Annotated in this window: 11 protein-coding genes; 1 reads left to right on the top strand and 10 read right to left on the bottom strand. The window is 57.2% G+C overall.

Annotation, left to right across the window (positions count from 1 at the left end; translation table 11 throughout):
• Nucleotides 1-84 precede the first annotated feature (84 nt).
• From mukB to cmoM, 4 genes are read right to left on the bottom strand one after another with little or no spacing between them, the layout of a single operon-like run.
• Nucleotides 85-4,572, bottom strand: coding sequence for a chromosome partition protein MukB (gene mukB / locus EPG66_RS05275; protein ID WP_115758709.1), 4,488 nt, complete (start codon nucleotides 4,570-4,572; stop codon nucleotides 85-87).
• Entirely contained in the window at nucleotides 4,569-5,294 is a 726-nt protein-coding gene (gene mukE / locus EPG66_RS05280; protein ID WP_022625940.1) for a chromosome partition protein MukE, read from the bottom strand. The genes mukB and mukE overlap by 4 nt, the downstream gene beginning before the upstream one ends.
• Nucleotides 5,275-6,597 carry a chromosome partition protein MukF gene (gene mukF / locus EPG66_RS05285; protein WP_003849384.1) on the bottom strand — a complete coding sequence of 441 codons (1,323 nt, stop codon included), beginning with the start codon at nucleotides 6,595-6,597 and terminating at the stop codon, nucleotides 5,275-5,277. Before mukF ends, mukE begins: the two co-directional genes overlap by 20 nt.
• Nucleotides 6,594-7,379, bottom strand: coding sequence for a tRNA uridine 5-oxyacetic acid(34) methyltransferase CmoM (cmoM, locus tag EPG66_RS05290; RefSeq protein WP_115758708.1), 786 nt, complete (start codon nucleotides 7,377-7,379; stop codon nucleotides 6,594-6,596). The genes mukF and cmoM overlap by 4 nt, the downstream gene beginning before the upstream one ends.
• A 125-nt stretch (nucleotides 7,380-7,504) precedes the next feature.
• Between cmoM and elyC the strand changes: the two genes are divergently transcribed.
• Nucleotides 7,505-8,290 carry an envelope biogenesis factor ElyC gene (gene elyC / locus EPG66_RS05295; RefSeq protein ID WP_083068550.1) on the top strand — a complete coding sequence of 262 codons (786 nt, stop codon included), beginning with the start codon at nucleotides 7,505-7,507 and terminating at the stop codon, nucleotides 8,288-8,290.
• Here the strand turns inward: elyC and EPG66_RS05300 are convergent.
• The 6 genes from EPG66_RS05300 to msbA form a co-directional block, all read right to left on the bottom strand.
• Complete coding sequence (locus tag EPG66_RS05300) at nucleotides 8,270-9,163, bottom strand: fructosamine kinase family protein (RefSeq protein WP_083068552.1); 894 nt, start codon at nucleotides 9,161-9,163, stop codon at nucleotides 8,270-8,272. The genes elyC and EPG66_RS05300 overlap by 21 nt on opposite strands.
• 111 nt (nucleotides 9,164-9,274) lie before the next feature.
• Nucleotides 9,275-10,024 carry a 3-deoxy-manno-octulosonate cytidylyltransferase gene (kdsB, locus tag EPG66_RS05305; RefSeq protein WP_010254955.1) on the bottom strand — a complete coding sequence of 250 codons (750 nt, stop codon included), beginning with the start codon at nucleotides 10,022-10,024 and terminating at the stop codon, nucleotides 9,275-9,277.
• Nucleotides 10,021-10,203, bottom strand: coding sequence for a Trm112 family protein (locus EPG66_RS05310; RefSeq protein WP_003849374.1), 183 nt, complete (start codon nucleotides 10,201-10,203; stop codon nucleotides 10,021-10,023). The genes kdsB and EPG66_RS05310 overlap by 4 nt, the downstream gene beginning before the upstream one ends.
• 105 nt (nucleotides 10,204-10,308) lie before the next feature.
• A complete protein-coding gene (locus tag EPG66_RS05315; protein ID WP_163792565.1) occupies nucleotides 10,309-11,523 on the bottom strand; it encodes a winged helix-turn-helix domain-containing protein in 1,215 nt (404 codons plus the stop codon).
• Between the two features lie 39 nt (nucleotides 11,524-11,562).
• Nucleotides 11,563-12,549, bottom strand: a complete 987-nt coding sequence (gene lpxK, locus EPG66_RS05320) for a tetraacyldisaccharide 4'-kinase (RefSeq protein WP_182686150.1) — start codon at nucleotides 12,547-12,549, stop codon at nucleotides 11,563-11,565.
• A complete protein-coding gene (gene msbA, locus EPG66_RS05325) occupies nucleotides 12,546-14,294 on the bottom strand; it encodes a lipid A ABC transporter ATP-binding protein/permease MsbA (RefSeq protein WP_031594110.1) in 1,749 nt (582 codons plus the stop codon). Before msbA ends, lpxK begins: the two co-directional genes overlap by 4 nt.
• Nucleotides 14,295-14,298: the final 4 nt, after the last annotated feature.

Consider the following 14,298-nt stretch of genomic DNA (forward strand, 5'->3'; position numbering starts at 1 on the left):
CATCATGTGAGTATACAAACAAAAACGGCATTTGCCTCATGCGACAAATGCCGTAACCAGATTAACGAATGGTTCAGTTTTTGACTACGTTTCAGCCTGCGAATTTTCAGCGGTTAAATCGGGCAGCGCATCTGCGTCGCTTCCCGCCCGCACCGGCGAAGGATCGGCAGCAAAACCACGCAGACCGACCACATGCACATGCTCGGTGTTATTAAACACCTTACGCACCAGTTTGTAGGTCGTGCCTTTTTCCGGACTGATATTCTCCGGCGCTGCAATCACCAGCTGCATCTCCAGTCGCTCACAGAGTTCAAACAGCGTGGCGATGGAGCGGGCATCCAGACGGGCCGCTTCATCAAGGAACAGCAGTCGGCATGGCGAAATATCTTTGCCGCGCAGACGACGGGACTCTTCTTCCCAGCTCTGCACCACCATCACCAGAATGGACATACCGGTACCGATCGCTTCACCGGTTGAGAGCGCCCCGCTCTCTGCGCGCAGCCAGCCATCGGAACCGCGGTTGACTTCCACTTCCATCTCCAGATAGTTGCGGTAGTCCAGCAGCTCCTCACCGATGGTCTGCGGCGTACGCTGCCCCATATCAATGTGCGGATTAAGACGCTGATAGAGCTTCGCCAGCGCCTCCGAGAAGGTCAGCCGATTGCTGTTAAAGAGATCCTGATGCTGCTCGTGCTCTTCCGACAGCGTATCCAGCAGCATGGCGTGGGTTTCACGCACGTTCACGTTGAGCCGCACGCTGCGTACCTGACCAAAGCTGACGGTCTGCAGACCCTGGTTTAGCTGGCGGATGCGGTTCTGTTCACGCTGGATCGTTTTACGGATGATATTGGCCGCACTGCGCGAACTGATTGCCAGCATCTGCTCACGCGCCGTCAGCTCTTCCGTCAGACGGTTCAGTTCGATTTCCATCTGCTCAATTGCTTCGACCGGATCGTCTGTACGAATAATATCCTGACGAATACGCTCGCGCAGATGCTGATAAACCGCAATAAAGAACTGAATTTTACGTTCCGGACGTTTTGGATCTTCCGACAGTCGCAGCACGTCGCGCAGATGTTCGTTGTCTGCTACCGCCAGACGCAGCGCACCCAGCGCTTTATCCGACATAGAGCGCAGCTCATCGCCGCTCAGGTAGGCCAGTTCACGACGATGCAGACGACGCTCAACGCCATTCTCTTTCACCAGACGCAGTACGGTACACCAGCCCGCTTTGGCGCTGACCACCTGTTCGCGCACCTGATGATACTGACGCTCCAGCTGACGCAGTCGCTTCTGCAGGTTATCCATCTCCGCTTCGCAGAAGGTGAGCTGTTTCTCCAGCTGATTGCGGCGGGCGCGGTTATGGCTCAGTGCCGTGTAGAGTTCGTCACGGCGAACACGCGCGCGCTCTTCCGCGCTGCTGTCAGCCTGGACGCCAATATCCTGCATCTCCTGCTGCAGCTCTTTGAGCATGTCGCGTTTGGCGTCATAGGCGCTTTTCAGCGAGGCCAGCACCTGGGAGTATTGCGTCAGCTGCGCCTGATGTTCACGCAGGCGATCACGACTGCGACTGCGTTCGCCCTCAGCCTGTTCCAGACGCTGGCGCAGCTTATCGCTGAGGTCGTTTTTGCCATTGAGCATGCTGGCCGAGTCGTCGTAGCTGAAGTGGGCGCGACGCTGCACCACTTCTGTCAGGGCAAAGGCCTGCTGACGGGCGTTGCGCTGCTGCTGCTGCGCCTGCTGATAATCCGCCTGTAACTGCTCATGCTGTTCCGGATCGCTCTGCAACACGGCGATAATCGGTTCCAGTTTCGCCAGCTTAGCGCCATGCTGATGCAGGAAGCGCGCCGCTTCCTGTGCGGCATCGACCTGCTCGCGGATCTCTTCACAGCGATCGCCCAGCGTGTCGTCCAGCAGCAGATTGACGCGTGGCAGCAGCCGGTTTAACTGTGATACGCCCTCTTTGGCCAGCTCATACTGCTGACGCTGCTGCTGATTGTTGCTCTCATGCTGATTCAGCGCGCGCTCCAGCTCACCCCGGCGTGCGCCGAGCTGACGGATCTGCGCTTCCGGATCGGCGTCAAAGGCGACGGCCAGATGACTGCCGATAAAGCGGCTGAATGACTGATGCAGACGCTGCGTTTTCTGCACGTCGAACGACAGCGTGGCGTAGCGTTCGGCCAGCTTATCGCGCTCAAGGTGCAGCAGCTCCAGCTGATTCTCACGCGCCGCGCGGCCAAACAGCGGTATTTTCGGGAAGCGGGAGTAGCGCCACTGACGCTCTGCCACCTTCACCACCACCGCATTCTGCAGTTCATCGACGCTGAAGACGCTGTCATCGAACGACTGCGGATCACCCTCGATCAGGTAGAGATCTTCCGGACACTCTTCCAGACCATCCAGCAACTCACGAACGCGGGAGAGATCCGGCACCACAATCGCATGACGCGACGGACCGTAGAGCGCCGAGAAGTAAGGCGCATCATCCAGCGTCACATCATCATAAATCTCTGACAGCAACACGCCGCCAAACCGTTCGGCAAGCTGAGTCAGGCGCGCATCTTCGGCACCGCCCGGCTGGCTAAGACGTTCAATCTGCTGCTCGATATCGCGTTTTTGAGCGGCCACTTCGTCGCGCTCGACGGTGGTTTCACGCTCACGCTCCAGCAGCTGCTGCATATATTCGGTCACGTCCTGGCTGCTGTTCAGCGCCTGGCCGGTCTGCTCGCTAAGCTGGGTCAGGATCTCCTGCGCCGCCAGCCAGTGTGGCGCACGAGCGGTCAGGCTGGTGATGCGTTCACGCAGCTGCTCCAGCTCCTGGCGCATCATCATGCGCTGCTCACCGGCGTCGGAGACGCTGCTGTTCAGCTGTTCAATCTGTGCTTCAAGCTCCTGCTGCAGGCCTGCCAGCGCATCCGCTTCATAATGCTGCCCCTGACGCTTGCAGAATTCCGCCAGCAGACGCTCCGCCTCATGCTGTTCGCGCAGACGCTGTTCCAGCTCATTGAGACGCAGACGCAGCGAAGAGAGCTGCTCGGCGTGATGACGCTGGTTGCTGGCATCACGCAGCAGTTCGCGGCCGGTTTGCCAGGCATCCTGACGGGTCACGTCACCGGCAATGCTGGTCACCAGCGCCAGCGCCTGTTCAAACTGACTGTGCGCCGCTTCCGCTACGCTCAGCTTCTGCTCCAGGCGCAGCAACCGTTCTGTCGCCTCTTCCTCTTTCGCCTGGAAGCTTTCCTGCCATTCAGCCGCATTTTCAATGCTCAGATCGGGCAGCTGGCAGAGCGTGCGGGCGCGCTCCAGCGCCTGCAATGCCTGCTGATACTGGATAGCGCGGGTTTGCTGCACGTCGAGCGCCTGCTGGAAATCGGCCAGCTGACTTTTCAGCTCATCCACTTCCAGCTCAGCCGCTTCGGCACGCGCTTCATTCTCTTCCTGAATTTCACGCGCTTCTGCGACCACTTCAGTCTGCTCTTCCAGCCGCAGCGTCAGATCTTCGATATCCGCATCGTAGCGCTCAATCTTCTCCTGCTGACGCATCGCCGTCTGTACCAGGTTCAGGTGATCGCTGGCAGCCTGATAATCGACTTCAAGATCGTTTTCTGCACCACTGTGCTCAGCCAGTTCGCGCGCCATCTCAACATGACGATACTGCTCGGTGGCGAGCTGCTTACGGCTGCTGAACAGTTCGCTGCGCAGCTGTAACGCGCTGTCGAGGTGTCCCCGACGCTCGTTGGCGTGGCGCATATAGTCAGCCGAAACGTAGCTGGTCGCCTCGGAAATCAGATGCTTGAAGAGATCGCGGTCAGACTGGGTAACGCGGATCGCCTCCAGCGTCATGCGGTTCTCGCGCAGCGCGGCTTCCATATCCTGGAATGCTTTGCGCACGCCACTGTTTTCTGGCAGCAGGTAATCACGCAGCGATCGGGTGATGGCGCTGGAGATACCGCCATACAGCGAGGCTTCAATCAGACGATAAAACTTGCTGCGATCGCTGGCAGAGCGCAGACGACGCGGCACCACGCCAAGATCAAACAGCATGGCGTGATAATCGGTGACGGAGTTATAGGCGCGGAACTGCACGCCTTCCTGCGCCTCAACCCGCTCTTTGACTTCGTTCAGCGGTAATACGCGTGCCTGACGGCTGTTGAGCACTTCCGTCAGCATATCGGTTGGGTTGGTGTCGGTGGGCAGGCCATGGATACTGAATGGCTTGATATCGACCTTTTTATCACGTCCGGCGACCTGTTGCAGACGGACACCGACCACGACACGCTGATGGCGTGAGTTCACCACATCGAGCATGGAGTAGCAGACGCCGGCCCGCAGTTTACCGTGCAGACCCTTGTCACGGGATCCTGAAGTCGCGCCCGCTTCGGTGGTGTTACGGAAATGCAGCAGCGTTAAATCGGGGATCAGCGCGGTGACAAATGCCGCCATCGTGGTGGACTTACCCGCACCGTTACCGCCTGACAGCGTGGTCACTAATTCATCAAGATCAAAGGTACGGGCAAAAAAGCCGTTCCAGTTGATCAGCGTAAGCGAACGAAACTTTCCGCGCTCAATCATGCCTGTTCTTCCTCTGCGTTCTCACTCGCGTCACCTTCCTGCCCTTCACCTTCATCGGTGTCGACCGGTGCTGTCGCGTTTTCCAGTAGCATGGCTTCGCCATCACGAATCAGACGAAGCTGCGCTTCACGGGCATCATCACCGCCGCGCACGTCGGCACCAAAGCGGAACACCGATTCCGTGATGCGGAACTTGCTGCTGTCGTTGCCGAAAAACCACACCATGCCAAGGCGACGCAGGCGGCTCAGAGAGGCGCGCACTTTCTCCTGCAGTTTGGTGCGATCCAGATCCGAACCGGTTGAACGCTGGTTGACCAGCTTCAGCAGGCGGTTCTCATCGGCCAGAGAGAGCAGTTCGTCGTACAGCTCCTGCTGGGTGAAGATACCTTCATTGGCCAGTCTTTCCGGGCTGAGATAGAGATAGCAGAGAATCTTCCCGACCATCATGTCCAGTTCAGAGAGCACGGAACGCGGAATCAGCGTGGTTGAACGCGGACGCAGATAGAAAAAGCCTTCCGGCGCACGAATTAACTCAACGTTGTAGCGGCTGTAAAACTCTTCGAGAAACGACTGGTAGTCCATCAGAAAAGCGTGATTATCCAGCTCTTCGATACCGATATGGCGTCCGGCGCGTAACTGGCTGTCCAGCGCGGGAAAAATCGGGTTGGCCAGTGCCTGTGCCAGCTTAACCGGCATCACTTGTTCAATATTTGTCGATGACATGTGCCTGCACCTTGGCTCCGTAATCATTGATGGCTTGCCATTCCACAGGCAAACCGGCTAAATCAGCTTCCGCTACGCCAAGGCGCACCGCCTGATCCACCACAATACGCGCCAGATCGAAATGGCGGGCTCGGGGATACTGGGCAAGGTAGTCGCGCATCACTGACGCGAGGTTGAGCGGTTTTTGTTGCGATTTGTAGACCTGCAGCGCTTCTTCAATCATCGCTGCCAGCTGTTCGCGGATTTCGTTGATCTCTTCGTACTCCATCTCCGGCGGCAGTTCGCCCATCACTTCATCGTTACGCAGCGTCAGCGCCTCATCACGCATGTCATACAGGCGGTCGGCGTTGGCATAGGTCAGCGCCCAGGGCGCGTCGAAGTAATTCTGCACCGATACCCGCAGGCGCTGCGCAAAGACGCGGTTTTTATCCATGTCGATGGCGGTACGAATAAATTTATGGACGTGGCGGTCATAGCCGATCCAGAGGTCAATCGCCTGCTGGCCCCAGCTGGTAATACGGTCGAGTTTGCTTTGCAGATCAAACACCAGCTTATCGACGAAGCCCAGATCGGGACTGTCCAGCGTGGCATCCTGAATGCGCAGCAGATTTTCCTGAAGTTTGTCGCCCGCGGCTTCCAGCGTATCCTGCAGTTCACGAAGCGTCCCTGAGGTTTCAGAAAGCAGCATTTCACAGCTGGAGATGGCCGCACGCCAGTCTTTATTCAGCAGTTCGGCGATATCATTTTTAACCGCCTGCTGCTGTTCATCCATCAGACGCTGGGTCATATCGATGCTGTCGAAGATCTCCGCCACGGAATATTTCAGCGGCGCGAAAACATTGCGGTGCCAGTGAAACTCATCGCCGTTTTCCTGCGCGGCATCGGCTGCCCGCTTAAGCTCATTGGCCACAATCGACAGCTGCATCGACAGGCGCAGGGTCGAGAACTCACGCTGACGGATGTAATAGTCGGTGATGCCGATCGCCAGCGGCGTCAGGCGATAGATGGCATTGCCTTCCGTGAGTTCACTGGTAAAACGGTTGAGCAGGCGCTGTCGCACCATGTCGTTGATGGCGTTGTTGGCACGAACCAACACGGTTTCATGGGTTTGTTCGAAAGCTTTACTGACGTGACGGAAAGCATCAATCAGATCGCCTTCGCTCATTTCGCCATCCATCCGCTCACCGTTGAGGGTGGCGATAGCCAGCAAAAAGGCCAGACGTTCCACTGGCAGCGCAAGGGAAAAGTCATTTTTGCGCGCCCAGGAGACCAGTTCAGGTACCGTCTGGGAAAATTCACTCATAATTCGTCCTTCTGCCCGGGTTTACGCGCGGTCACGTGGATGTAGCGCCCTAAGCTCAAAAAGGGTTCCTGACGGCAGTAACGCCGCTCCATCTCAATAATTTCGTCGTCGCTTTTTGGCTCGCCCTTCGGCGGCTTCATGTAGTCGCTGAACACCCGGATCCCGGCACGCTGCTCAATCACAAAGCCACACGCTTCCAGCCAGCGATAGACCTGCTCGGGGTCGCGCGGATAGTCAGGCGACAGCGTTCGCTTTTTGCGTTTGGTCAGGTTGGTGCGCAGATAGCCGAAGTTACCCAGCGTTAAGGTGCGCAATGTCAGGCCGTGCAGATTGTAAAACATCAGCGACATGACGCCCCCCGGACGCAGCAGTTCGAACAGCGCTTTCAGCACCTTCTCCGGTTCAGCGACCCACTCAAGCACAGCGTGGAACAATACCAGATCCACCGGCTTATCCAAATGTTCACCCACCTGCTGAGCGCTAATTTGTCTGAATTGCATGTTGTGGCTCACACCCTGCGCCGCCGCATTTTCCGCGGCCCGGCGCAGCATCTCGCTGGAAAGGTCGCACAGCAGAACCTGATGGCCCTGCGCAGCAAGCCCGCTGGAGACCTGGCCGACACCGCCGCCAGCATCCAGCACCGACAGCGGGTGCGGTGACAGACCGGGCACTATCTTCTCCAGCTCATCCCAGAGGATGGCCTGGCGTATCTTCCCTTTAGTGGTGCCGTAAATATTTTGCGAAAATTTATCCGCGAGATCGTCAAAGTTACGATCCTGCATGGCATGCGCTCCGGTATGCTGCGGTGAGACTTGTGCTATTTTGTCACAGGCACCAGAAGAATGAACCTTTCATCCCCATCTTCCCTTCCGGGTGCTCTATTTTCGGACAACAGGACTCTTTTTTGATGTTATTTACCCTTAAAAAAGTTATCGGCGGGCTGCTTTTACCCCTGCCGTTTCTGCTTTTGCTGATGGCGCTTGGCATTTTACTGCTTTGGTTTACTGGCTGGCAGAAAAGCGGCAAAACCGTGATCACCGTCAGTTGGCTGTTACTACTACTGCTGAGCCTGCAACCGCTGGCCGATCGTCTGCTTTTGCCGCTGGATAGCCGCTATCCGACCTGGAACGGATCAGAGAAGGTGGACTACATTGTGGTGCTGGGTGGAGGCTACACCTTTAACCCGGCGTGGGCACCCAGCTCGAACCTGCTGAATAACAGTCTGCCGCGCGTGGCAGAAGGCGTTCGTCAGTGGCAGCGGAATCCGCAGTCGACCCTGATTTTTACCGGCGCAGCGGGCGGCACCAATCCAAAGAGTAGCGCCTGGGTAGCGGCACAGGTGGCGGAAAGTCTGGGCATACCCCGCGAACATATTCAGATTCTCGACCAGCCCCGTGACACCGCGGATGAAGCGCAGGCAGTTAAAACCGTGGTGGGCGATCGCCCGTTTCTGCTGGTCACATCAGCGAATCATATGCCGCGGGCAATACGCTTTTTCCACGCTGTCGGGTTGAAACCGATGGCCGCTCCCGCGAATCAGCTGGCGATTACGTCACCGCTGAATGGATGGGAACGGGCGATACCCTCATCGATCTGGCTGAGTCACAGCGAACGTGCGGTCTACGAAACGCTTGGCACACTATTGCAACAGCTGAAAGGCGAGGAATCGGACTCAGCCGAGCCAGGGAAGTAATTGCGCGCGTGCATGGTCAAAACGCGGACGATTAAACGTGCCGGTCTGTACCAGATGATCAATGCAGTCCCACAGTTGATAAACCCACCGACGCCAGACAAAACCTTCTGAAACAGGCGCCCGTTGCAGGTAGCTGTGCAACAGCGCCGTTTCGGCAGGCGAGGTATCCAGATGGATAAGATCGTATTCACGGGGTGCCCAGAGGAGGGTGCCCGGCTGTGTCATCGCGATTAACTGGTCACTGCGGCTATCTTTCAGCATGCTCTGCAACTGCACGTTGCCGTGAACCATCACACAGGGATCGTCGAAGCCGCGAAACAGATGCGCCAGTCGCGCCCGGCAGCGAAACAGAATCTGGCGATCTTCCAGCGTAAAGGCTGGCGGACGCAGATAGCTCAGGGTCGCCCATAGCACTTCAACCCGTTGAGCATACCAGGCGGGCCAGCTGTTCTGCTGCGTGCTGTCCACCGTACCGACCAGGCCATGGCTGTCGAGCCGGTGCCAGGCCAGCACTCCCTCGACCACCTGTTCGCAAAACTGTTGCCAGCGCTGAGCATCCCGCGCAGGTGCCTCCGCCGTCACGCCATTCAGTCGCGCCAGCAGGAGCATTTCATGCACCGGCGGCTGCTGGCTCATCACCAGACCATAGACCGCCGGCACGGCGATCAGTCCGGCCTGGCCCAGCAGCGCCAGCTTTCTGGCTTCCATCGCCGCCCGGCCCTGATGACGAAAATATTTCGCCACCACCGGCATGGGGCGCCCGTCCCGATCGTATAACGCATAAAGCCGGGTGGGTGGATGTTCACTGATCATTTCGAGGCGGCTGATGGTTTCACCCAGCGCCAGCGTGAGTTCCGATTTAAGCTGTTCCATGCGGCATCCTCCTCAGATGAGTATCACAATATCCTGAAGGAAGTGTTGGAGATAAGTTTAGCGGCGGATCAAGAACGTTGCGCTGAAACGGGGAGACAGGCTCCCCGTTTGTCAGGCCTGCATGGCATCACGAACGCGTTGCAAATCGTCTGGCGTATCCACACCCACACTGGGAATGGTTTTCGCGACGGCGACATGAATTTTTTCGCCGTACCATAAAACACGCAGTTGCTCGAGCAGCTCAATCTGTTCCAGAGGACAAGGCGCCCAGGCGACATAGCGGCGAATAAAACCAGCACGGTAGGCGTAGATGCCAATGTGGCGCAGCAGCGTATCACCGATCTGCTCGCGCGATGCGGCGTACCGTTCACGATCCCAGGGGATGGTCGCCCGTGAAAAATAGAGCGCGTAGCCATTCACATCCATGACGACTTTCACCGCATTCGGATTAAAGGCTTCTTCCACATCGGTGATCGGCACCGCCAGCGTCGCCATCCCGGCCGCCGACCCCGCCAGATTGGTCGCCACCTGACGCACAATCTCGGCCGGAATCATCGGCTCGTCGCCCTGCACGTTTACGATGATTTCATCATCGGCAAACTGATATTTTTCGATCACTTCCGCCAGCCGCTCAGTGCCAGACTGGTGATCGGCGCGCGTCATGCAGACTTCGCCGCCTGCCGCTTCCACTGCCTGCGCCACGTCGGGATGATCGGTAGCAACAATGACCCGGCTGGCACCCGATTCACGGGCCCGCTCCATTACATGCACGACCATCGGTTTACCGTGGATATCGAGCAGCGGCTTGCCGGGTAAGCGGGTTGACGCATAACGCGCAGGAATGATAGCGGTGAAACTCATGGATGAATCTCTTCAACTGACAGCGTGCGGGCTTCTGTTTCCAGCAGCACCGGAATGCCGTCCCGGACCGGGAAGGCCAGGCCGTCGGGTTTGCAGATCAGCTCCTGTTGAGCATTGTTGAAGTAGAGTTTGCCATTGCAAACCGGGCAGGCAACGATTTCGAGTAAACGATGATCCATATGTCCTCCATCAGGGACCGAATGCTTAAGGATTCAAGCATACCATAGCGCGGCTCGTGCGGGATGGGGTAAAACGCCATCCCGCAGCGGCTGCCGCAAAATTGATTAATCCAGCGTCCACAGGGCTGGCCACTGATCGTTAAGCGCGTCGGGTGCCTGCAAAATAACGACGCTTTCAGCACCCTGCCACGTCGCAAAGCGTTCGATAGCACGCCGGATATCCACTAAAAATCGCGCCGTAACGCGGGTCTTCTCCTCCAGCCAGATATTTTTAATCTCCAGCTGTTTTGCCTGACGCAGCATGCGGGCATCCAGTCGCCCTTTTATCTGACCACGATGGAGGATGGGCAAAACAAAATAGCCAAATTTGCGTTTTTCCTCCGGGGTATAGCACTCAATACGATAGTCAAAATTGAACAGCTCCCGCGCGCGCTTGCGATCCCAGACCACCGGATCAAACGGCGACAGCAGCGCGCTGTGCGTCGCCTGCAGCGGCGTCTCCAGCAACGGCAAAGAGTCGCGATGCAGCCACATTGCGCCCAGTCCCTCTGTATTGACGGCGACCAGATCGCCCGCAGCCTGGGCGTCAGCGATAAAGTCATTCACGGGTGCCCGCTTCAGGCGATAGTAATCCGCCAGCCAGGCCGCGCGGAAAACCCCTAAGCTGCGGGCGCTGTTCATCAGCATCTGACGGGTTGCCTCCGCTTCACTGATGCCATGTATCGCATCCTGCCAGTCGGGCATTACGCGGCTACGCAGATCGTAGACACGCTGAAAATTACGGCGTTCGGTGACCATCAGCTCACCGGCACTGAACAGATTTTCCAGATGACGTTTGTGCGGTTTCCATGCCCACCAGCCTGACTTCGGGTTATCGGCGTGGGTAAAATCGGCGGCGCGTACCGGGCCGTTGTCTCTGATCTGCTGCAGTAATCCGGCAATGGCCTGCTGGTGCTCAGCGACCCATTGCGCATTGTATTTCCAGCCCAGACGTTCCGGCGACAGCATGCGATGACGAAGAAGTCTGTAATCGGCACGGGGAATAAAGCAGGCTTCGTGCGCCCAGTACTCAAAGAGTTCGCCCTGTGCCAGAGCCTGTTCCAGCCATGCCTGAGGATAGTTCCCCAGGCGACTGAACAGCACCAGATACGGACTACGGGCCACCACATGAATGGTATCGATTTGCAGCAGCGACATGCGGGAAATGCAGTCAATCAGATCCTGATAAACAGCGCGTTTTGCCGGAGCTCGCAGCAGGCCCTGCGCGGCGAGATGAAGGTGGCGTGCTTGCTGTAGCGAAAGTGAATGCGTACTGTTCATCCTCTTCCTTATCAGGCTTCACCTGAACGGGGGCGGGTATCAGGAAATATGGCGACAGAGTTGTTCAATATCGTCCAGTAACGGCGTCACGGCGTTACCGGTCAAACGGGCATCGACCGGCAAATACCACCAGTCAGGCTGGGCAAAGTGACGGCATTTCACCGCGTCCTTTTCGGTCATCAGCAGTTGCTGACCCGCCTGGAGTAATCGGGTCAGTTCATCTTTGCTGTAGGCGTGATGATCGGCAAAGGCGATCTCTGCGACCGGCGTTATACCCTGCTGTTTCAGCGTGGTGAAAAAACGCGGGGGATGACCAATACCGGCCATCGCGACTACCGCACCCAGTTGCTCAGTCGGGCAGCTTTCACCGGTGAGCAGATTGGTGGCCAGCCCGGGCTGAAGTTGCATGGCAATCTCGTCGGGCTGTGCTTCGCCGCCGTTGATGATCACGGCATCGACCTGCTGCAGACGATCGGCACGTTCACGCATCGGTCCGGCAGGCAACCACCAGCCATTACCAAAACGACGGACCCCATCAACCACCACGATTTCGCGATCGCGCTGCAGGGCGTAATGTTGCAGGCCATCATCCGTGATGATCACATCCAGCGAACCCTGTTTCAGTAACGCCTCAATCGCCCGGCGCCGTTGAGGCGCGACCGCGACCGGTGCTCCGGTGCGCTGGGCGATCAATACCGGCTCATCCCCGGCCTGTTCGGTGGGGGTCTGCGCCGTGACCAGCAAGGGATAGTGCTCCGCCTTGCCGCCATATCCTCGGGAGACCACGCCAGCGCGCAGGCCGCGCTGCTGTAATGCCTCGACCAGCCAGATGACCACCGGCGTCTTTCCATTCCCGCCAGCAGTCAGGTTACCTACCACCACGACCGGCAGAGGCGCACGCCAGCTTTTACGCCAGCCGCGCCTGTAACTGAAGCGTATCAGGGCCGTGATCGCACCATACAGCAGGCTGAATGGCCATAGCAGTAACCATAGCGGTGAGCGACCACTCCAGATACGTTCAATCATTGGCCGAATTGCATCTTGTGCAGTTGTGCATAGGCGCCGCGTTCTGCTAACAGCACCTGATGCGTACCGCGTTCAACAATCTGGCCATCTTCAATTACCACGATTTCATCCGCTTTCTCAATGGTAGAGAGTCGGTGCGCAATTACCAGCGAGGTACGGTTCTTCTGCAACTCATCCAGGGCAGACTGAATCGCGCGTTCAGACTCGGTATCCAGCGCCGAGGTGGCTTCATCGAGGATCAGGATCGGGCAATCACGTAACAGTGCACGGGCAATGGCAATACGCTGACGCTGACCGCCAGATAACAGCACGCCATTCTCGCCGATCATCGTATCCAGGCCTTTATCCATTTTATTGATAAAGTCCATGGCATGCGCCATGGTGGCCGCGTGCTCGATCTCTTCACGACTGTATTGCTCACTGCGGGCATACGCGATGTTATTAGCAATGGTGTCGTTGAAGAGGTGCACATTCTGTGACACCAGCGCCACCTGATTACGCAATGAGCGCAGGCTGTACTCACGCAGATCATGACCGTCCAGCAGGATTTCGCCCTGCTGGATGTCATAAAAGCGGGTCAGCAGGCTCGCCATCGTAGACTTACCGGAACCGGAACGGCCCACCAGCGCCACCGTTTTTCCTGCTGGCAGCGACAGATTGATATTACGCAGTGCCGGAATTTCACGACCAGGGTAGGTAAAGGTCACATCACGGAATTCAATATCCCCTTTAGCACGGGTGATTTCGCGCGTACCGTTATCCACTTCCTGCTCACTATCCAGAATAGAGAAGAGTGTCTGACAGGCCGCCATCCCACGCTGGAACTGGGCGTTGACGTTGGTCAGAGACTTAAGCGGGCGCATCAGGGCAATCATTGAGGAGAAGACCACGGTGATGGTACCGGCTGTCAGGGTATCCATGACGCTGGGGAAGCTGGCGGCATAGAGCACAAAAGCCAGTGCCAGCGACGCGATCAGCTGAATAATCGGATCGGAAATGGAGGAGGCTGAAACGAGTTTCATTCCCTGCTGACGCATCCGGTTACTGACGCGGGAAAAGCGCTCCGATTCAATGTCCTGTCCGCCAAAAATCAGCACTTCTTTGTGCCCTTTCAGCATCTGCTCGGCGCTGGTTGTCACCTGCCCCATAGTGTTCTGCATACTTTTACTGATGGTGCGGAAGCGCTTAGAGACGGTGCGGATAGCAAAGGAGACGATAGGTGCCAGTACAATCAGGATCAGCGACAGCTGCCAGCTGTAGTAGAACATCATGATAAACAGGCCAATAATGGAAGCCCCTTCACGCACTACGGTGACCAGCGCGCCCGAAGAAGAAGAGGCGACCTGCTCAGAATCGTAAGTAATGCGTGACAACAGGGTGCCGGTTGACTGCTGGTCGAAAAACGAAACCGGCATGCCCATCATATGGCTGAACAGACGGCGGCGGATGTTCATCACGACGTTGCCAGAGACCCAGGAGATGCAGTAGCTGGAGATATAACTGGTAACTCCGCGTACCAGCATCAGGCCAATAACCACTAACGGCAGCCACAGCATCACCGATCTGTCAGCTTTACCAAAACCATCATCCAGTAACGGTTTCAACAGTGAGAGCATTAAGGCGTCGCCCGCAGCATTAATAATCAGGGCGACTGAGGCCGCAATTAATCCCGCTTTGTTAGGCGCGATCATCGGCCAGAGTCGGCGAAACGTCTGCCACGTAGAGAGATCTTTATCTTGATGCATTATT

It is taken from the genome of Pantoea pleuroti, from assembly GCF_014156615.1.
Lineage (GTDB): Bacteria > Pseudomonadota > Gammaproteobacteria > Enterobacterales > Enterobacteriaceae > Pantoea > Pantoea agglomerans.